The organism is Bradyrhizobium hereditatis (assembly GCF_020329435.1).
Classification (GTDB): Bacteria; Pseudomonadota; Alphaproteobacteria; order Rhizobiales; family Xanthobacteraceae; genus Bradyrhizobium; species Bradyrhizobium hereditatis.
On the sequence record NZ_JAGKJK010000024.1, the window covers coordinates 36,007 to 55,437 of the forward strand.

Here is a 19,431-nt window from a genome sequence, read left to right on the forward strand (position 1 = left end):
TCCCACTTCCGACGCCGGGCGGCGTTTTGTTGGGAGAATTGTTAATGAGGCTCGGTTTCGGGATGTCTGCTCCACAAGGGGAAAATGGTTTCGTGCAGAAGAGAATTGTTTCGTCGCGAGCCTTGCGACGAAACAATCGGGCCAGAAATGCCAATAATTTCAATACGTGGAAAATTGGAAGATTTCAGACGCGAGTTTGTTCCGCGTGCAGGTACGTACAATCTTGTGGTCGTCCCTGCGAACGCAGGGACCCATAACCACAGGGCGTCGTCGTCTGGAAAGGATCTCTACCTAGCGGGTTAAAATCACCGCCGCGGAGCATGGGTCCCTGCGTTCGCAGGGACGACGGAGGAGCCTAACCCTTCTCGCCGGTCGGGGAGAACAGGTAACCGCCGCCCCTGATAGTACGAATCACCGCGGGCTTGGTTGGATCTATCTCGATCTTGCGGCGGATACGCATGATGCGGAGATCGACGGCGCGATCGAAGGCTTCGGCGTCGCGCGCATTGGCGAGCTCAAGGAGCCGCTCGCGCGACAAGACGCGCTTCGGGTTCGCCGCGAACACTTTCAACAGGCCGAACTCGGACGCGGTCAGCGGGTGCTCATTGCCTTCGTCATCACGCAGCGCCTGGGCCTCGAGGTCGAGCCATTTGGTGCCGAACCGCACCAATTGCTCCTTCTCCGCCTTTGCCGCCGCAGCCTCGGGCGCGGCGGTCTTGGCCGGCGTGCTGCGGCGAAGCACCGAGCGGATGCGCGCCATCAGCTCGCGCAATTCGCAGGGCTTGGCGATGTAGTCGTCGGCGCCGAGCTCGAGGCCGACGACGCGGTCGATCGGGCTTGCGGTCGCCGTCAGCATGATGACGGGAACGTTGATTCGGCTCTTCAGGTCGCGAATGATCGACAGCCCGTCTTCTTCGGGCATGTTGAGGTCGAGCACGACGAGATCGGGCACGTTGGTCTCGATTTCGCGGCGCAGGCTTTTTCCGCCGTCGCACAGCGTGACGGTGAAACCGTGCATCTTGAGGTAATCACCGACCATCTCGCGGGCCGGTGGCTCGTCATCGACAATGAAGATGTGCGGGCTCTGGGTCATGACGGGTCTGTTGCGGGCAGTGTAACCGTAAACGTCGAACCCTGTCCGGGGCCGGCGCTTTCGGCGGTAACATGCCCGCCATGCATGTCAATGATGCGCTTCACAATCGACAGGCCGAGGCCGGTCGAACTTTCCCCTGCCGTCGGCTTGGCCGAGAGCCGCTGGAACCGGCCGAACAGCCGGCCGAGATCCTCCGGCGAAAGGCCGGCGCCCTGGTCGGCAATGCGGATCACCGTGTCGCCACCCTCATGCGTGACGGTCACCGTGATCTTGCCGCCGATCGGTGAATATTTGATGGCGTTGCTGACGAGGTTGTCGATCGCCTCGCGGATCCGGTCGGTGTCGCACATGGTGACGATGTTCGGCGGCGCCGACACCGTGATGGTCTGCTGCTTGTTGACTGCCGAGGGCAGGTTGGAATCGGCGACCTCGGTAACGAGCGCCGCGATATCGACCGGTTCGCGGCGGATGGTGATGTCGAAAGCGTCCGCCATCGCATCGGAAATCAGGTGGTCGACCATCGTGGTCAGGCGCTTGGTGGCGTCCCTGATATGTTCGACCTGCGCGGTGACATTCTCCTTCGGCGAACCGGCGCTGATCAATTCCGTCAGCATCTCGGTGCGGCCGAGGATCACGCCGAGCGGATTCTTCAGATCGTGCGCCACCGTGCCGAGGATTTCATTCTTGAAGCCGTTGGCGCGCTGCAGCCGGAGCCACTGCGCCGAAAGGCGGCGATTGGCCTGCATCAGCGCGCGGGTGCGCTGGGCGACGCGATCCTCAAGCTGGGTGTTTGCCTCGTGCAGTTGCCGGTAAAGAATGACGTTATCGAAGGCGATCGAGAGACGGCTGGAGAAAATCTCGACCAGCGCGCGGTCGGTATCGGACAGCTGGCGCTCGGCCTGCAGCAGCACCACCACTTCGCGGCCTGAGCCGGTGCGCAGATAAAGCACGCTGCGGTGGTCGGCGAACTCGTTCTTGCGGCGCTGGAAGGCGGCTTCCACCATCGCCCGCAGATCCGGATCGAGCGCTTTCGAGCTGGTGGTGCCGATGAAGCGGCTGTAGCAGCCCGACCCCGCCAGCACGGAGAATTCGCTGCCCGGCGCGCCGTCGTCGCGCAGCACCAGGATGCCGGCGCAGTCGACATTGAGCAACGAGGCGAGCTGCGTCAGCACACCTTCGGCCAGCCGCTGCATCGATTTGAAGTCGTAGAGCGTCGAAGCGGCGTCGATGATGATCTCGAGCCCGCGCCTGGTCTGCACCATGCGCTCGAGCTGCTGGTAGCTGCGCAGCGCTGCGGTGAGCGAGGTGAACAGTTTGTCGGCGGTCAGCTCGGTCTTGGCCTTGTAGTCGTTGATGTCGTACTGGACGATGACGCGGCGTTCGGGCGCCTGGCCCGGCTGGCCGGTGCGCAGGATGATGCGGACGGTCTCGTTCTTGATCTCGTTGCGGATGTACTCGACGAGCTCCAGCCCCGCGACGTCGGTTTCCATGATGACGTCGAGCAGCACGGCCGCGACGTCCGGATTGTCGCGCATCAGCTTGCGGCCTTCGGCCGCGGAGTAGGCCGACAGGATTTCCAGCGTCGCGCCGTTGAGGCTGTAATCGCTCAGCGCAAAGCGGGTGCCCTCGTGCACCGCGGCATCGTCATCGATGACGGCGACCTTCCATTTGCGTGCGGACGAGTCCTCCGGAGCGGCCCCGGTATCGTCGATCAGGTGGAGGACATCGTCCTGTTCGGCCATTGCGAAGTTCCGTCGGCTGCTGTCTGGTCTTTATTCGCGTCTGTATTCGTGGATCCGCCCTTGGCGACTTTCGGCATGATAATGCGGAAGGTGGTGCCTTGTCCCAGCCTTGACTCCAGCATCATCCGGCCGCCGAGCTGTTGAGTGACAAGATTATAGACGATATGCAAGCCCAGTCCGGTACCGCCCTCGTTGCGCCGCGTCGTAAAGAACGGGTCAAACGCCTGCCGCTGCACATCCGGCGTCATTCCGGCCCCGTTATCGGCGAAAATGATCTCGACATCGTCGCTGCCGCGGGCTCGCGCCGAGATCGAGATGGCCCCGGAGCGGCCGTCGGCAAAGGCATGGTTGGCGGCGTTAAGGAAAAGATTGGTTAATATCTGGCCGTAGGAGCCGGGATAGCCGTCGATCACGAGCCCCTCCGGCACGTCGACGGAGAGGGTGATCGCCGCCTTCTTCAACACTGGCCGGAGACTGGCGACGATCTGGTCGGTGGCCTCGCTGAGGTTGAACTGCCGCCGCTCGGCGTGGGAGCGGTCCACCGCGACCTGCTTGAACGACTGAATCAGCTCGCCGGCGCGGTGCAGGTTCGCCACCAGCTGCTGGGCGGCGTCGCGCGAGGCCTTGACGAAGTCGTCGAGCTTGGAGCGGCGCAGCGGCCCGGTGCGCAATTCGGATTCGAAGGTTTCGGCCCGGCGCGCAAAGCTCGACGCCACCGTCAGGCTGATGCCGATCGGGTTGTTCACCTCATGGGCGACGCCGGCAACCAGCCCGCCGAGCGCCGCCAGCCGTTCGGCGTCGATCAGGTTCTGCTGCGCGGTGTTGAGCTCGAGCAGCGCGCTCTCGGCTCGCTCCTTTGCGGCGCGCAGCTCATCCTCGGTCTTGCGCTTGGCAATGGCGTTTTCACGGAACACGTCCACGGCGCGCGCCATGGCGCCGACCTCGTCCCTGGCAGTGGTGCCCTGCACGGTGCGATCGTAATGGCCTGATGTGATCGCATGCATCGCTGCGAGGATCTGCTGCAGCGGCAGGCGAATCGAGAGCGCGATCAGGACGCCGGCGGACAGGATGATGCCGAGGAACATCACGGCAATCGACAGCACCCGGCGCGAAATGGCCGACAGCGTCTTGTCGAACGTCTCCTGCGCCTTCTGTTCGCGCTGACGCATCTTGACCGACAATTCGTCGATGACGGCGATGGCCTCGGCCTGGCTGGCGTCGATGGTGTTGCGCAAAAGTTCGGTCCGGATCGCGAGCTGCTCGGTCAGCTTCGCCATGCCCTCACGAAGCGCCACCGTCCGCGCCTGCAGCCGCGTCAACGCCATGCGCTGCAGATCATTGTCCGCGAGGTCGGCCATCACGGGAATGGTCTTCTCGATTGTCTCGGTGTTCCTGCGGGCGTCCTCGGCGGAAGCCGAGGCGGGCGACAGGTAATAGGCGTTGGCGGCGACCAGTAGCGCCGTAAACGCTTCGCGCGACCTTCCGAGCGACGGCCAGATCTGCGCATCGCGATGCCCGGTGGCGCCCTCGATGATCGAGTACAGCCCGGCCATTTCGCGGGCTGGCCCCAGCACCTGCTGCTCGTAGGTCTTGGTGATGGTGGCCTGCACGGCGCGCAATTCACCGAAGCCGTTCAGGAAACGATCGGTGACCTGTTCGAGCCGCTCGACCGAACCAGACAGCATCGGGTCGTTCGCGGCGCGGTTGGTCAGCGTGCCGAGCACCGCTTCGCGCAGCAGCAGGATTTCGGCGAACAGTTCGGGGCTCGGCTGGTTGATGTAGCGGTGGATCAGGTTCTGCAGCCGGCTGGTCTCGCTTTCGAGATGCGCCAGTATCTTGTCGGACTCGCGCACCTGCCGGACATCGTCCCAGGCCGAGCCGAGCACGTTGGCGCCGTTCCAGATCAACAGGGCGAGCACCACGACGACGGCGGAGTTCAACGCGGCAATCGACAGAATGCGCCAGCGTATAGGCACCGCGCGCAGCCACTGGACCACGCGAAAGCGGCCGCGCGCGGCGAAGCTCGCCGGTCGTTCCGCTGTCTGCTGCTGTTGCGGTGCGCCGGTCAAATTCGCTCCACCTTGCAAAGGCGCCAGACCAATAGCGGCGTGATCGTCCCGATCAATGCAACGTTGGTACGGTCAGGGCCGGTCGCGCCGGTCTGGATCTGTTCCTGTTCCGCGGCCAATTGGCTGACATGGAACACGCCGCTCGGATAGCTGCTGCGCAGCGCCTGGAAGGTCGAACGGCTTCCTTGGGGATCACTGGCGCAATTTTCGCGCGCAAAAGCGCCCGTTGAGATCGCCGTAAGCAACAGCGCAACAACAAGCACGATGGTCCGCGAAAGGTTGGCGCGGCAATACACTGGCGACACATCCCCTTAGAGATGAAGTCTGCGGGGGACAGAAAAAGGTTCAACGCAATTTTAGCAGAATTTACCGATGTTTGACTATTGGCCTGCCTGCCCGATGAGCGTATACCGAAGGGGCTTCTGATATGCTGGCTGCAATCTTTAATTGTGCCTTGCGGTGATTCCCGCGGATTGAAACCGCCATCGCAGGCATTTATGAGGGCGACGAACGGTTGAGTCGCCGGCGCGGCAGGGCAGGGGTAATCGCCAGTGAAATCGGCCTTGAGATTCTTGCTATTCGCAGTGCTCGCGGTCGCGGCGCTGGTCTCGCCGGCGCGGGCCGCCACCGAGATCAATTGGTGGCATGCGATGTCGGGAGAACTCGGCAAGCAGCTCGAAAAGCTGGCCGCCGATTTCAATGCCTCGCAGTCCGACTACCGGATCGTGCCGACCTACAAGGGCAATTACACCGAGACAGTAACGGCGGCGATCTTCGCGTTTCGATCGCGGAGCCAGCCGGCGATCGTCCAGGTCAACGAGATCGCGACCGCGACCATGATGGCGGCCAAGGGCGCCATCTATCCGGTCTACGAATTGATGCGCGACCAGTCGGAGCCGTTCTCGCCGGAGGCGTACCTGCCGGCCGTAACCGGCTATTATTCCGATGTCGCCGGCAACATGCTCTCATTCCCGTTCAATGTCTCGACACCGATCCTTTACTACAACAAGGATCTGTTTCGCGCCGCGGGCCTCGACGCAGAGGCGCCGCCGAGGACCTGGACCGAGATCGGCGCTGCGGCGAAGCGCCTGCGCGCCGCGGGTTCACCGTGCGGGCTCACCACGTCCTGGCCCTCCTGGGTCCATGTCGAGAATTTTTCCGCGTTCCACAATCTGCCGCTGGCAACCCGAAGCAATGGCTTTAACGGGCTCGATGCGGAATTGACCTTCAACAATCCGGAAGTAGTGCGGCACATCGCGCAACTCGCGGAATGGCAGGCGACGAAAATTTTCGATTATAGCGGCCGCGGCCAATCGGCCGAGCCGCGCTTCCAGAAGGGCGAATGCGCCATCTTCATCGGCTCGTCCGGGACGCGCGCGGACATCAAGGCCAATTCCAAATTCGAGGTCGGTTTCGGCATGATTCCGTACCGGAGCGAAATCGCCGGCGCACCGCAAAACTCGATCATCGGCGGCGCGACGCTATGGGTGCTGCGCGACCGGCCGCACCCCGAATACACCGGTGTCGCGCGGTTCTTCGCCTACCTCTCGAAACCGGAAGTGCAGGCCGCCTGGCACCAGCACACCGGGTATTTGCCGATCACCCGCGCCGCGTTCGACCTCACCCGCGCGCAAGGCTTCTACGACCGCAATCCCGGTGCGGCGATCGGGATTGAGCAGTTGACCCTAAAGCCGCCAACCGAGAACTCAAAGGGAATCCGGCTTGGTTCATTCGTCCTGATCCGCAGCGTAATCGACGAAGAACTCGAACAGGTTTTCAGCGGCAGGCAGTCCGCGCAGGCCGCACTCGACCTCGCCGTCGATCGCGGCAACCGTCTGCTGCGCCAGTTCGAGCGCGCCAATCCGGACCGGTGACGTCGCTCGTCATTGCGAGGAGCGAAGCGACGAAGCAATCCATCTATCCCCGAGTTGAGCTATGGATTGCTTCGCTTCGCTCGCAATGACGGCGGAAAGTTCAGGGCCAGCATGACCGCATCACTACCGGCATTCACAAACTATGAGGCCTTCCGCACCTGGCGTGCCGACCCGGCGCAATGGCTGCCGATCGCGCGCGATATCGCTCATGCCCATGGCCTTACATGCGCGGCGCCGCACGTTTTCTCCACCGGCACCAACCTCGTCCTTGCCCTCGACGAAAAACTGATCCTGAAGATTTTTCCGCCATTTCTTCGCGGCCAATTCAATTCAGAACGAAGCACGCTCGCGCAGCTCCATGGGAGACTTCGGGTCGCGATCCCCGAAATCGTCGTCGAAGGCGAGCGCGACGGATGGCCCTATCTCGTCATCACGCGGCTGTCAGGTGTGCTCGGCGCCGAGGTGTGGCCGTCCTTGCCGGAACAGGACAAGGAGTGTGTCCTCGCAGGAATAGGCGAGACCATTGCGGACGTGCAGCGCGTCCCCGCCGGGGCGCTTGCGCACATCGAGCCGAGCTGGGACGTCTTCATGCGCGGGCAGATCGAAGGGTGCCGTGCTCGGCACAAGCGTCTCGGATTGCTGCAGAAGTTTTTGGATGGAGTGGACGAACTGCTGCGCGATACCGCGGCCACGCTGATCACGCTGGATGGGCCGCCGGTGATCCTGACTGGCGAATACATCCCGGAGAATTTCCTGCTGAGCCACGGCGCTTCGGGGTGGCAGCTCGCGGGGCTGATTGATTTCGGCGACGTGATGACGGGGAGGGGCGAATATGACCTGCTCGGTCCGAGCGCTATCATGACCGGCGGCATGCCGCGACGAGTGCGCAGCTTGTTCGAAGGCTTCGGATATTCAGCCGCGGATATCACGCCCGATCTGAAGCGGCGGCTGATGGCGCTGATGCTGCTGCATCGCTTCGGTAATCCGGCCAGGCAAATCTGTATCGAGGGCTGGCAACAGAAGGCTGGCAATCTCGATGAACTGCAGGACTTGCTTTGGCCAGTTTGAGTGCCGCTCAGCAATCAAGCGCCCAAAATATTTGCATATTAAATGGGCAAATACGCCGCTTTGTATGCAATCCGTCAGGATGTCGCACCCCGCGCGGCATCGTCTGCGCCGCATATTCATGAGCCAAATCAATCGTTTCGGACGACGCTAAGCCTTCCCTTAAGGGTTGGCACGAACCTTGCGATTCCAGTTCCAAAGGCCGTTTCCCTCAGGCGTTTGGAGCATCACCCATGAAGCGTCGCGATTTCCTCAAATCCGTGTCGGGGCTGGCGGCCGCCGGCGCGCTCACGCCGGCTCCGGCGATCTGGTCCGCCGCCAAAGCCGATGCACGATCGGAGACGCTGCTGATCGTCTCGGAAAGCGGTCCCAACAATCTCGACATTCACGGCGTCGGCACCAACGTGCCGGGCTACGAGGTATCGTGGAATTGCTACGACCGGCTGATCAGCCACGAGATGAAGAGCGGTCCGGGCGGCGTGCCCTATTACGACCGCGACAAGTTCAAGCCCGAGCTCGCCGAGGACATGAATGTCGGCGACATGTCGGTGACCTTCAAGCTGAAGAAAAATGCCAAATTCCACGACGGCGCGCCGGTGACGGCCAAGGACGTCAAGTGGTCGCTCGATCGCGCCGTCAGCGTCGGCGGCTTCCCGACGTTCCAGATGGGCGCGGGCTCGCTGACCAAGACCGAGCAGTTCGTCATCGTCGACGACAACACGGTGCGCCTCGATTTCGCCAAGAAGGACCGTCTCACGATCCCCGATCTCGCTGTTATCGTCCCCTGCGTCGTCAACTCGGAACTGGTGAAGAAGAACGCCACCGAGAAAGATCCGTGGGGCCTCGAATACACCAAGCAGCAGACCGCGGGCTCCGGCGCCTATCGGGTGGTGAAGTGGACGGCCGGTACCGAAGTCGTCATGGAGCGCAACGATGCGTGGGTCGGCGGTCCCCTGCCGAAGGTCAAGCGCGTGGTCTGGCGCATGGTGCCGCAGGCCGGCAACCGGCGCGCGCTCTTGGAGCGCGGCGATGCCGACATTTCCTACGATCTGCCGAACAAGGATTTCGTCGAGCTGAAGGACAACGCCAAGCTCAACATCGTCTCGGTGCCGTATTCCAACGGTGTCCAGTATATCGGCATGAACGTCAAGATCGCGCCGTTCGACAACGTCAAGGTGCGCGAGGCCGTCGCCTGCGCGATTCCCTATCAGAAGATCATGGACGCGGTGCTGTTCGGCCTCGCCAAGCCGATGTTCGGCGCGCCGGCCGGCAAGGCGACCGAGGTGGCTTGGCCGCAGCCGACCAAATACGTCACTGACATCGCCAAGGCCAAGGCATTGTTGGCGGAGGCTGGCTATCCCAATGGCTTCGAGACCACGCTATCGTTCGACCTCGGCTTTGCCGGCGTCAACGAGCCGCTCTGCGTGCTGGTGCAGGAAAGCCTCGCGCAGATCGGCATCAAGACCACCATCAACAAGATCCCCGGCGCCAACTGGCGCACTGAGCTGAACAAGAAGGTGCTGCCGCTCTACACCAACGTGTTCTCCGGCTGGCTCGACTATCCCGAATACTTCTTCATCTGGTGCTACGACGGCAAGAACTCGATCTTCAACACCATGAGCTACCAGTCGAAGGAGATGGACGCCTACATCAGCGGCGCCGTCGATGCCGCCGCGATCGGCAACACGGCGAAGTACGATGCGGACGTAAAGGGCTTCGTCGACCTCGCCTTCAAGGACATCCCGCGCATTCCGCTCTATCAGCCCTACGTCAACGTCGCGATGCAGAAGAACGTGTCGGGCTATCAGTATTGGTTCCACCGCAGGCTCGATTATCGCGCGCTGGTGAAGGCGTGATGCCGTGATAGGTACGCGCGACATGTCCGCGTGTGTTGCTCTGGCTCTCTTCGGTGAGGTGGGCACGGCTCTCTCATTCCCTCTCCCCTTGCGGGAGAGGGGCAGGGAGAGGGGTGGCGGCAACGGCGGTGTGCGTGGCTTACCCCTCTCCCCAGCCCTCCCCCGCAAGGGGGGAGGGAGCGCACTTGCGCGTGCGGCAGCATTTCTGCCCATCATCGGGGGCGCGTCATGCTCACCATGATCGGCAAGCGGCTGATGTTTGCGATACCCTCGCTGATCGGGGTCGTCATCGTGACCTTCCTCCTGACGCGCGCGCTGCCCGGTGACCCCGCGGCTTATTTCGCCGGCCCTGCGGCGAGCAAGGAGGCGATCGAGCAGATCCGCAAGAAGCTCGGCTTCGACAAGCCGCTGATCGAGCAGTTCTTCCGTTACACCAGCGATCTCGCGCATGGCGATTTCGGGACGTCGCTGACCACAGGCCAGCCGGTCGCTACCGAAATCCGTAACCGCCTGCCGGCCTCCGCTGAGCTGACGCTGCTCGGCCTCATCATCTCGGTCAGTATAGCGATCCCGCTCGGCGTGCTGGCCGCCACCCGCCCGGGCTCCTGGATCGACCATCTCTGCCGCGTCACCACGACGGCCGGCGTATCGCTGCCGGTGTTCTTTACCGGCCTGGTGCTGGTCTATCTCTTCTATTTCAGGCTCGGCTGGTCGCCGGCGCCGCTCGGCCGGCTAGACGTATTCTACAGCGCGCCGGCGCACGTCACCGGCTTCTATTTGATCGACGCGCTGATCGCGCGCGACTTCGAGACGTTTCGTTCCGCGTTGAGCCAATTGATTCTGCCGGCGGCCACGCTCGCGATCTTCTCGCTGGCCCCGATTGCGCGCATGACGCGAGCCTCGATGCTGGCGGTGCTGGCGTCCGACTTCGTGCGCACCGCGCGCGCCAGCGGGCTCTCGCCTTCGACGGTGATCGTCACCTACGCCTTCCGCAACGCGATGCTGCCGGTCATCACCACGCTTAGCATGGTGTTCTCGTTCCTGCTCGGCGCCAATGTTCTAGTCGAGAAAGTGTTCGCCTGGCCTGGCATCGGCTCCTATGCGGTGGAGGCGCTGATCTCGTCCGACTTCGCGCCGGTGCAGGGGTTCGTGCTGACCATGGCAGTCATGTACGTCCTGCTCAATCTCTTCATCGATATTCTCTACGGCGTAATCGATCCGCGCGTGCGACTGGAAGGGTGAGGTTGGAAAATGAGTAGCGTTGCGCCTGCCGTTGAACCCACCACGCCCGAGCGGACCTCGGGACTGGCTGCGATGTTCGAGCATGTCAGATACGTGCTCGGCGAGAACCGCGTCACGGCCTTTGCCTTCTGCCTTCTGGTTATCATCCTCTTTGCCGCAATCTTCGGCCCCTACATCGTGCCCTACGATCCGCTCGCCAGCGACACTGCGGCGGCGCTGAAACCGCCGTCGGCCGCGCACTGGTTCGGCACCGATCAGCTGGGTCGCGATATTTTCAGCCGTGTCATCGTCGCCACGCGCCTCGATACCTTCATCGCTGTCGCCTCCGTGGCGCTGGTGTTCTTGATGGGCGGGCTCGCCGGCATCGCCGCCGGCTATTTCGGCGGCTGGACCGACCGCATCGTCGGGCGCATCGCCGACACCATCATGGCGTTTCCGCTATTCGTGCTGGCGATGGGCATCGTGGCGGCGCTCGGCAATACCGTGCAGAACATCATCATCGCGACCGCGATCGTGAATTTTCCGCTCTATGCGCGCGTTGCCCGCGCCGAGGCCAATGTCCGCCGCAACGCCGGTTTCGTGCAGGCGGCGAGGCTGTCGGGCAACGGTGAGGCGCGGATTCTCCTGGTGCACATCCTGCCCAACATCATGCCGATCATGATCGTGCAGATGTCGCTGACCATGGGCTATGCCATTCTCAACGCCGCCGGCCTTTCCTTCATCGGACTTGGCGTGCGCCCGCCGACCGCGGAATGGGGCATCATGGTCGCGGAGGGCGCCACCTTCATGGTGTCGGGCGAATGGTGGATCGCGCTGTTCCCGGGCCTTGCGCTGATGATCGCGGTGTTCTGCTTCAACCTGCTCGGCGACGGCCTGCGCGACATCGTCGATCCGCAGCGGAGGACGTGATCGTGAGGTTACGGCAAGCGCGCTCTCACCCTAGCCTCTCCCCGCACACGGGGAGAGGCCGGACCGCGCAAGCGGGCCGGGTGAGGGGGACTCTCCGCGAACTCCTTCGGCAGTTGGGCGCGTTGATAGAGGCCCCTCACCCCAACCCTCTCCCCGTAAGGACGGGGAGAGGGAGCGGAATCCCCGCGCAGGGCGACCAGACCGACCGTTTTCTACTTTGCATGGGGTTGTTTTCGAGATTTTTGCGGAGGTCATCATGACGGCCCAGCCTCTTCTCGACGTCAACGACCTCACCGTCGAATTCACCACACGGCGCGGCATCGTGAAAGCGGTGCAGCACGTCAACATCTCCGTCGCCAAGGGCGAAACGCTCGGCATCGTCGGCGAGTCCGGCTCCGGCAAGTCGGTAACATCCTACGCGGTGATGCGGATTCTCGACCGCGCCGGCAGGATTGCCGAGGGCTCGGTGATGTTCTCCGGCATCGATGTCAAGGCCGCCAGCGAGAGCGAGATGCGGGATCTGCGTGGCCGCGAAATCTCGATGATCTTCCAGAACCCGCGCGCGGCGCTGAACCCGATCCGCAAGGTCGGCGACCAGATCGAGGATGTGCTGCGCCAGCATGTGCAGAGCGCCGCCAGCGACCGCGGCGAAAAGGCGATCGAGGCGCTGGAACAGGTCAAGATCGCGCGTCCGCGCGAGCGCTATCACGCCTATCCGTTCGAACTCTCCGGCGGCATGTGCCAGCGTGTCGTGATCGCGCTGGCGCTGGCCTGTAATCCGCAGCTCCTGATCGCGGACGAGCCGACCACCGGCCTCGACGTTACCACGCAGAAGGCCGTGATGGATCTGATCGTGGAGCTCACCAAGCGCCGGCACATGTCGACGATCCTGATCACGCATGACCTTGGGCTTGCCGCCGCCTATTGCAACCGCGTGGTGGTGATGGAAAAGGGCCGGGTGGTGGAGACCGCGAAGTCGGCAGATATCTTCGCCAGGCCCGAGCATCCCTATACGCGGAAGCTGATGCGCGCGACGCCGCGGATAGGCGTGTCGCTACGTGATCTGCTTCCGGAGGAGGAGGCTGCAGTCTCTCCCCGCGCGCCCACCGTCATGGCCGGGCTTGACCCGGCCATCCATCAATCTTCAGAAGGGATGGACCCCCGGGTCAAGCCCGGGGGTGACGATCTCGCAAAGTCCCTCCTCACCGTCGAAAAGCTCGTCAAGGAATACCCGCGTCAAGGCGCGAGCGCAGTTCTGTCAAAACTGTTCTCGCGCAAGCCGCCGGTGGAAACCGAAGTGTTCCGCGCCGTCGACGGCATCAGCTTCCATGTCGGCCGTGGCGAGAGTGTCGGCCTCGTCGGCGAATCCGGCTGCGGCAAGTCGACGACCTCGATGATGGTGATGCGGCTCTTGGACCAGACCTCCGGCCGCATCGTGTTCGACGGCGAGGAGATCGGCGCCATCATGCCGCAGGCCTTTGCGCGGTTGCCCCAGCGCAAGAGCATCCAGATGGTGTTCCAGGACCCGACCGACAGCCTCAACCCGCGCTTCACCGCGGCGCGCGCGATCGCCGATCCGATTATTCAACTCGGCGACATCAGAGGGCGCGACGCGCTGCGTGCCCGCTGCGAGAAGCTTGCCGACATGGTTGGCCTGCCGATCAATTTGCTCGATCGCTTTCCGCACCAGCTATCGGGCGGCCAGAAGGCCCGCGTCGGCATCGCGCGCGCGATTGCGCTGCATCCAAAGCTCGTGATCCTCGATGAGCCGACGGCCGCGCTCGACGTCTCCGTGCAGGCGGTCGTGCTCAATCTGCTGCAGGATCTGAAAGCGTCCATGGGCATGAGCTATCTGTTCGTGTCGCATGATCTGAATGTGGTGCGTTTGCTGTGCGATCGTGTCATCGTGATGCGAGCGGGGCGAATCGTCGAGCAAGGCTCGTCCGAGCGCGTGCTCGGCGATCCGCAGGACGCCTATACAAAGGAATTGCTGACGGCGATCCCGCATCCGCCGTTGCCGGTCTAGCTGTCATGCCCCGCGAAGGCGGGGCATCCAGTAATCACCGCCGGCGGTTACTGGATCGCCCGGTCGAGCCGGGCGATGACGAAGAGGAAGAGAGCCATGACGACTGAAAATCCCCTGGACGATTACATCGACGCTGTCGCAAAGGCGCTAGCGCTGCCGGTCGAGGAGGCTTGGCGGCCGGCGGTGCGGGCGAACCTCGAGGTGTCGCTGAGGCTGGCGCGGCTGGTCGATGAGTTCCCGCTGCCGGACGAAACCGAGCCGGCCAGCATCTACACCGTCTGATCGCCATGATGTTGAACACTGACGGGCTATCGGCCCAACAGATCGCGCAAGCGGTAACCGACCGCAAACTTTCCGCCCTCGATGCGACCGAGGCCGCGCTGGCGCGGATCGCTGCGCATGATACTGTGCTGAATTCCTTTACCGACGTTACTGCCAACCGGGCGCGAGCTACCGCCAAGGCGATCGATGCCAAGATCGCAGCAGGCGAAAAGGTCGGCCCGCTCGCCGGCGTGCCGTTCGCGGTGAAGAACCTGTTCGATGTGAAAGGTCTCGCCACCCGCGCCGGCTCGAAGATCAACCGCGATCTCGCTCCGGCTTCACGCGATGCCACGCTGATCGAGCGGATGGAAGCGGCCGGCGCCGTCTTGGTCGGCGCGCTGAATATGGGCGAATATGCCTATGACTTCACCGGCGAGAATGTGCATGACGGCCCGTCGCGCAATCCGCATGATCCGACGCGGATGAGTGGCGGCTCTTCCGGCGGCTCCGGCAGCGCAGTCGGCGGTGCACTTGTTCCGATCGCGCTGGGGTCTGATACCAACGGCTCGATCCGGGTGCCGTCATCATTCTGCGGCATCTTTGGCCTGAAGCCGACCTACGGCCGGCTGTCACGGGCGCGCTCGTTCCCGTTCGTCGCAAGCCTGGATCATCTTGGTCCCTTGGCGCGCAATGTCGGCGATCTCGCACTGGCCTATGACACCATGCAGGGGCCGGATGCGGATGACGCAGCCTGCACGACGCGGCCGGTCGAGCCGGTGACATCGCTATTGGCAAAGGGCATCGACGGTTTGCGGGTTGCGGTGGCCGGCGGCTATTTCCAGAAGAACGTCTTTCCCGAGGCAGTCGAAGCCATTTCGCGCGTCACCAAGGCGCTCGATGCCACGACAACGGTCGAACTTCACGAGGCCGCGCGCGCCCGCGCCGCGGCTTATGTGATCACGACGACCGAAGGCGCCTCGCTGCATCTCGATCGCCTGCGCAAGCGGCCGAACGATTTCGATCCAGCCGTGCGCGACCGTCTGATCGCCGGCGCCATGGTGCCGGCACCGCTGGTCGATCGCGCACAGAAATTCCGCCGCTGGTATCGCGCCAAGGTACTGGAGCTGTTCAAGTCGGTGGACGTGATCATCGCGCCTGCGACGCCCTGCATCGCGCCGAAATTGGGTCAGGTCAATTTCGTGCTCGACGGCGTCGAATTGCCGGTGCGCGCCAATATCGGCATCCACACCCAGCCGATCTCGTTCATCGGCCTGCCCGTCGTCGCGGTGCCGGTGCCGCTGGAGCCGATGCCGATCGGTGTGCAGATCATCGCCGCGCCCTGGCGGGAAGACATTGCTTTGCGCGTCGCGCATGCGCTGGAACGAATGGGCGTTGCCGCAGCGCTGGCGCCGAGAGGATTATTGTGATGGAGATTGATCTTCCCGAAGTCGTGGCCGAAGTCACCGCGCAGTTCGAGCGCTATGAAAAGGCGCTGGTTTCGAACGATGTCGCCGTGCTCGACGAATTGTTCCGCAACGATCCCCGCACGCTGCGCTACGGCATCGCCGAGAATCTCTACGGCTATGAGGCGATCATGGCGTTTCGCGCCGCGCGCTCGCCGGTCGGGCTGATGCGGCGGACCGACAGGACCGTAATCACCACCTTTGGCCGTGATACCGCCGTCGCCTCGACGCTGTTCTATCGCGACAACGCGCCCGGCAGGGTCGGGCGGCAGATGCAGACATGGATACGGTTTCCGGAAGGGTGGAAGATCGTCGCCGCCCACGTCAGTGTCATCGACGAGCCGGAATCTTCCAAGCAAACGGATCAAACGGCATGAGTCTGGACGATCTGCGGGAAACCACGGTTCGCCGCGTCGACCGCCCTTCGTCGCAGCGCGACAAGGTCACGCGCGCGGAAGAGCTGCGGCTGCAGCTCGCCGACGAGATCGTGCGCGGCGTGCTGCCGCCGGGAGCGCCGCTCGACGAGACCGATATCGCGCGGCGCTTTAGCGTCTCACGCACGCCGGTCCGCGAAGCGCTGCGCCAGCTCGTGGCGAGCGGCCTGGTCGAGGCCCGCGCGCATCGCGGCGCCGTGGTGGCGCAGCCTTCGCTCGATCGCTTGACTGAGATGTTCGAGGCGATGGCGGAGCTCGAAGCGCTGTGCGCTGGCCTCGCCGCCGAGCGGATGTCGCCGACGGAGCGCCAGAAGCTCGAGGCGATCCACGAAGAGTTGCGCGTGCTCAGCCATGCCGGCAATCCCGAGCGCTTTCACGAGGTCAACGAACGCTTCCACAACGCGATCTATGCCGGCTCGCAGAACGGCTATATCGCCGAAATGACGTTGGCGACGCGCGTGCGGGTGCAGCCGTTCCGCCGCGCCCAGTTCCGCAATCTCGGGCGTCTGGCAAAATCGCATGCCGAGCATGACCGCGTCGTCGTCGCCATCATGCGCGGCGACAAGGCCGGCGCAGCGGCCGCAATGCGCGCCCATATCGAGCTGGTGCGCGGGGAGTACGAGATTTACGCGGTGTCGGTGTAGACGCTCGTCATTGCGAGGAGCGAAGCGACGAAGCAATCCATCCATCCGCGGGTGTGGAGAGATGGATTGCTTCGCTTCGCTCGCAATGACGGCTCAAGCTATCGCCTTCTCCATGAACGCACGCCAGCCACCGTAGGCCGAAATATCTCGCGCGTCTTTGATCGCTGCGGGCTCGACGAGAAAACCTTTTACCCCTCTGCCGTCCGCAAGCCTTATGGTGCCGATGCCGAGCGGCGGCGGGATTGCGGCCACGAATTTGCCGAACGATGCCGCCGACAATGCCCATAGCTCCAGCTTGATTGCGTTTCCCGCACCAGCCTCCACGCGCAGCATGCCGGGCTTTGGCGGCATAGTGTCGAGCGCGTAGAGCTTGTAGTCCGGCGCGGTCTCGGTTGCCTCGACGAGTTGCGCGCCGAGTGCCTGCAGTTCGCCGTTGAGCGCCATGCCGGAAAGATGCGCGCCGACCACGGCGATCGTGATTTCATCGCCGCTCGCAGCTACCGGCAATGAAGCGAGCGGCGGCTGCGTCAATCCCTTGGCTCCCATCTTCAGTTGGGTGTCGGCATGAAACACTCGCCCGATGCTGGCGAGCTGCGCGTCGCGGCCGGCGGGCGCCAAGAGCGTGATGCCGAACGGGATGCCGTCGGGCCGCATCGCGGCCGGCAGCGCCAGGCCGCAGAGGTCGAGCAGATTGACAAAATTGGTGTAGGTGCCGAGCCGGCTGTTGAGTTCGATCGGATTGGCCAGCACCTGCGCGGTCGTATAGGCGGTCGGCGCCGTCGGCAGCACCATCGCGTCGAAGTGGGCGAAGGTGCGCTCGGCGATACGGCGCAGCGCCTGCAGACGATAAAGCGCGGCGAAAGTGTCGGCGGCGGTCAGCCGTGCGCCGGCCGTGGTGATTTCGCGCGTCACCGGGTGAATCGAATCCGACGCGGACGCCAGAAGGTCGCGGATCACGAGGTATCGTTCGGCAACCCAAGGCCCCTCGTAGAGCAGCCGCGCAGTCTCGTAGAACGGGTCGAGATCGAACTCGACCAGCGTGGCGCCGAGCGCAGCCCAGCGCTTGAGCGCGTCCTCATAGGCTTTCTCTGAGGCGCTGTCGCCGAAGAAAATCAGCTGGGTGCTTCGCGGCACGCCGAGCCGCAATTTTTCAGGAAACGCCGACATCGCCCCAAGCGGCCGGGCGCGTGAATATGGATCAGCGCCGTCGGGCCCCGCCATCGCCGCCACCGCGGTCATCGCATCGTCGACGGTGAGCGAGAACACCGAGATGCAGTCCAGTGTCCGGCAGGCCGGTACCAAGCCCGCGTTGGAGATCAGCCCGAGGCTCGGCTTCAGGCCGACGATGTTGTTGAGCATCGCCGGCACACGGCCGCTGCCTGCGGTGTCGGTGCCGAGCGCGAGCGGGACGAGGCCGCCGGCAACCGCGACCGCCGAGCCCGAACTCGATCCGCCCGGAATAAGGTCGTTGCGGATCGGATTGACGGGAATGCCGTAGGGCGAGCGCACGCCGACGAGGCCGGTTGCGAACTGGTCGAGATTGGTCTTGCCGATGATGATGGCGCCCGCCGCGCGCAGCTTTGCAACCGCCGTCGAATCCTGTGCGGGCAAATAGGAAAAGGCCGGGCAGGCCGCCGTGGTGGGCATGCCCTGCACATCGATATTGTCCTTCACCGCAACCGGCACGCCGAACAATGGCAACGCGTCCGCATTCTTCGCAGCCAGCGCCTCAGCCTCAGCGCGCGCCTCCTTTTCGTCGCGCAGGCTGATGAAGATCGCGGGATCGTTGTGGTCGCGGATACGCTGATAGGAGCGGGCGACGGTTTGCGCCGGGGTGAGCGTGCCGGCGCGATGCGCGGCGACGATGGCGGCAGCGGTTTCAGGCGCGTCGGACCCCATGGCGGACAAACTCCAGCGAGCGAAAGCTTACCCGGACTGAAGCAAGCGATGTGCCATTGTGTACAATGGTGTGGTCGAGCCGATGTGCGATGATAGATAAGTAATTTCAGGTGTTTATGATGCAGCCACGCACGTCCTGCAGCCCGGCCGCGGGTAGGCAATTGCACACAAAATAGGCGGTCAAGCCTCAGGCGAGGCGGCAGCCTTTAATCAGGTGAACGCGGAAAGAATCTGGAGCAGTTTCTCGCGGTTCTCCTTGCCGATCTTCTCGGCCACATGGCGCTCATGTTCGGCGGCGAGCCGCTTGAACTGCGCGAGCGCGGTCCTGCCGCGCGCCGTCAGGTGCAACGCGTGGGAGCGGCGGTCGGTCGCCGATCTGATGCGGCTGACGAGATCGCGGTGCTCGAGACTGTCGAGGAGATGCACCAGCCGGGCGCGTTCAATCCCGAGCCGCTTGGCTACCGCCATCTGGCTCAGTCCCGGGTTCGCGCCGATCACGGTCATGACCGAGTATTGCGTAGGGCGGATATCGACTGCGGCGAGCGTGCGGATGAAATCCTGAAAAATCCAGATCTGGAAACGCCGCACCGCATAACCGGCATGGCCGGCCAGCGCGTCGAGGCCGATCTCGTCGTCGAGGCCATTGCTGGCTGCGCTGCCATTGGCGGACCGCCTCGGGCCACGAGATGGCCTCGCGCCGGCTCGCGATTTCGCCGCTCTGGATACCTGTGCGTTCCCTACCATCGTCCTCCCTTCTAGCGCTTCGCGGGCGGAAGGGGAAGATTGTTGTTGACGACAACAATTGTTGTGCTCAACATTGGCGGCAAGCAGCCACCCGAGCTGCGGGCCGGCAA

The 19,431-nt window shown here is 63.6% G+C and carries 16 protein-coding genes; 10 read left to right on the forward strand and 6 right to left on the reverse strand.

Going from position 1 to position 19,431, the window contains the following annotated elements; genetic code table 11:
- Nucleotides 1-355: 355 nt before the first annotated feature.
- The 4 genes from J6524_RS34040 to J6524_RS34055 all read right to left on the reverse strand — a co-directional run bounded on the left by J6524_RS34040 (nucleotide 356) and on the right by J6524_RS34055 (nucleotide 5,200).
- Nucleotides 356-1,093 (reverse strand): response regulator, encoded by a 738-nt coding sequence (locus tag J6524_RS34040; protein ID WP_225678274.1) that lies wholly within the window; start codon nucleotides 1,091-1,093, stop codon nucleotides 356-358.
- A complete protein-coding gene (locus J6524_RS34045; RefSeq protein WP_225678275.1) occupies nucleotides 1,090-2,835 on the reverse strand; it encodes an ATP-binding response regulator in 1,746 nt (581 codons plus the stop codon). The genes J6524_RS34040 and J6524_RS34045 overlap by 4 nt, the downstream gene beginning before the upstream one ends.
- Nucleotides 2,805-4,811, reverse strand: a complete 2,007-nt coding sequence (locus J6524_RS34050) for a sensor histidine kinase (RefSeq protein WP_376712114.1) — start codon at nucleotides 4,809-4,811, stop codon at nucleotides 2,805-2,807. The genes J6524_RS34045 and J6524_RS34050 overlap by 31 nt, the downstream gene beginning before the upstream one ends.
- A gap of 89 nt (nucleotides 4,812-4,900) precedes the next feature.
- Complete coding sequence (locus J6524_RS34055) at nucleotides 4,901-5,200, reverse strand: hypothetical protein (protein WP_225678276.1); 300 nt, start codon at nucleotides 5,198-5,200, stop codon at nucleotides 4,901-4,903.
- Nucleotides 5,201-5,467: 267 nt separating this feature from the next.
- Between J6524_RS34055 and ugpB the strand changes: the two genes are divergently transcribed.
- The 10 genes from ugpB (at nucleotide 5,468) to J6524_RS34105 (ending at nucleotide 16,678) form a co-directional block, all read left to right on the forward strand.
- On the forward strand, nucleotides 5,468-6,778 hold the full coding sequence (gene ugpB, locus J6524_RS34060) for a sn-glycerol-3-phosphate ABC transporter substrate-binding protein UgpB (RefSeq protein ID WP_249789756.1): 1,311 nt from the start codon (nucleotides 5,468-5,470) through the stop codon (nucleotides 6,776-6,778).
- Between the two features lie 111 nt (nucleotides 6,779-6,889).
- Nucleotides 6,890-7,846 (forward strand): aminoglycoside phosphotransferase family protein, encoded by a 957-nt coding sequence (locus J6524_RS34065; protein ID WP_225678278.1) that lies wholly within the window; start codon nucleotides 6,890-6,892, stop codon nucleotides 7,844-7,846.
- Nucleotides 7,847-8,076: 230 nt separating this feature from the next.
- Nucleotides 8,077-9,699: an ABC transporter substrate-binding protein gene (locus J6524_RS34070; RefSeq protein ID WP_225678279.1), complete on the forward strand. Its 1,623-nt coding sequence runs from the start codon at nucleotides 8,077-8,079 to the stop codon at nucleotides 9,697-9,699.
- A 228-nt stretch (nucleotides 9,700-9,927) separates the two neighbouring features.
- Entirely contained in the window at nucleotides 9,928-10,941 is a 1,014-nt protein-coding gene (locus tag J6524_RS34075; RefSeq protein WP_225678280.1) for an ABC transporter permease, read from the forward strand.
- A gap of 9 nt (nucleotides 10,942-10,950) precedes the next feature.
- Entirely contained in the window at nucleotides 10,951-11,850 is a 900-nt protein-coding gene (locus tag J6524_RS34080) for an ABC transporter permease (RefSeq protein ID WP_225678281.1), read from the forward strand.
- Nucleotides 11,851-12,106: 256 nt separating this feature from the next.
- Nucleotides 12,107-13,876, forward strand: a complete 1,770-nt coding sequence (locus J6524_RS34085) for a dipeptide ABC transporter ATP-binding protein (protein WP_225678282.1) — start codon at nucleotides 12,107-12,109, stop codon at nucleotides 13,874-13,876.
- 96 nt (nucleotides 13,877-13,972) lie between these two features.
- Nucleotides 13,973-14,158 carry a DUF4089 domain-containing protein gene (locus J6524_RS34090; RefSeq protein ID WP_225678283.1) on the forward strand — a complete coding sequence of 62 codons (186 nt, stop codon included), beginning with the start codon at nucleotides 13,973-13,975 and terminating at the stop codon, nucleotides 14,156-14,158.
- An 8-nt stretch (nucleotides 14,159-14,166) separates the two neighbouring features.
- Entirely contained in the window at nucleotides 14,167-15,564 is a 1,398-nt protein-coding gene (locus J6524_RS34095) for an AtzE family amidohydrolase (RefSeq protein ID WP_225678284.1), read from the forward strand.
- Nucleotides 15,564-15,977 (forward strand): oxalurate catabolism protein HpxZ, encoded by a 414-nt coding sequence (gene hpxZ / locus J6524_RS34100; protein WP_225678285.1) that lies wholly within the window; start codon nucleotides 15,564-15,566, stop codon nucleotides 15,975-15,977. The genes J6524_RS34095 and hpxZ overlap by 1 nt, the downstream gene beginning before the upstream one ends.
- Nucleotides 15,974-16,678, forward strand: a complete 705-nt coding sequence (locus J6524_RS34105; protein WP_225678286.1) for a GntR family transcriptional regulator — start codon at nucleotides 15,974-15,976, stop codon at nucleotides 16,676-16,678. The genes hpxZ and J6524_RS34105 overlap by 4 nt, the downstream gene beginning before the upstream one ends.
- A gap of 93 nt (nucleotides 16,679-16,771) precedes the next feature.
- Here J6524_RS34105 and atzF read toward each other — a convergent pair whose 3' ends face one another.
- Together atzF and J6524_RS34115 are read right to left on the reverse strand one after the other, a co-directional pair.
- A complete protein-coding gene (gene atzF, locus J6524_RS34110) occupies nucleotides 16,772-18,577 on the reverse strand; it encodes an allophanate hydrolase (RefSeq protein WP_225678287.1) in 1,806 nt (601 codons plus the stop codon).
- Nucleotides 18,578-18,787: 210 nt separating this feature from the next.
- Nucleotides 18,788-19,321, reverse strand: coding sequence for a MarR family winged helix-turn-helix transcriptional regulator (locus J6524_RS34115; RefSeq protein ID WP_225678288.1), 534 nt, complete (start codon nucleotides 19,319-19,321; stop codon nucleotides 18,788-18,790).
- Nucleotides 19,322-19,431 lie beyond the last annotated feature (110 nt).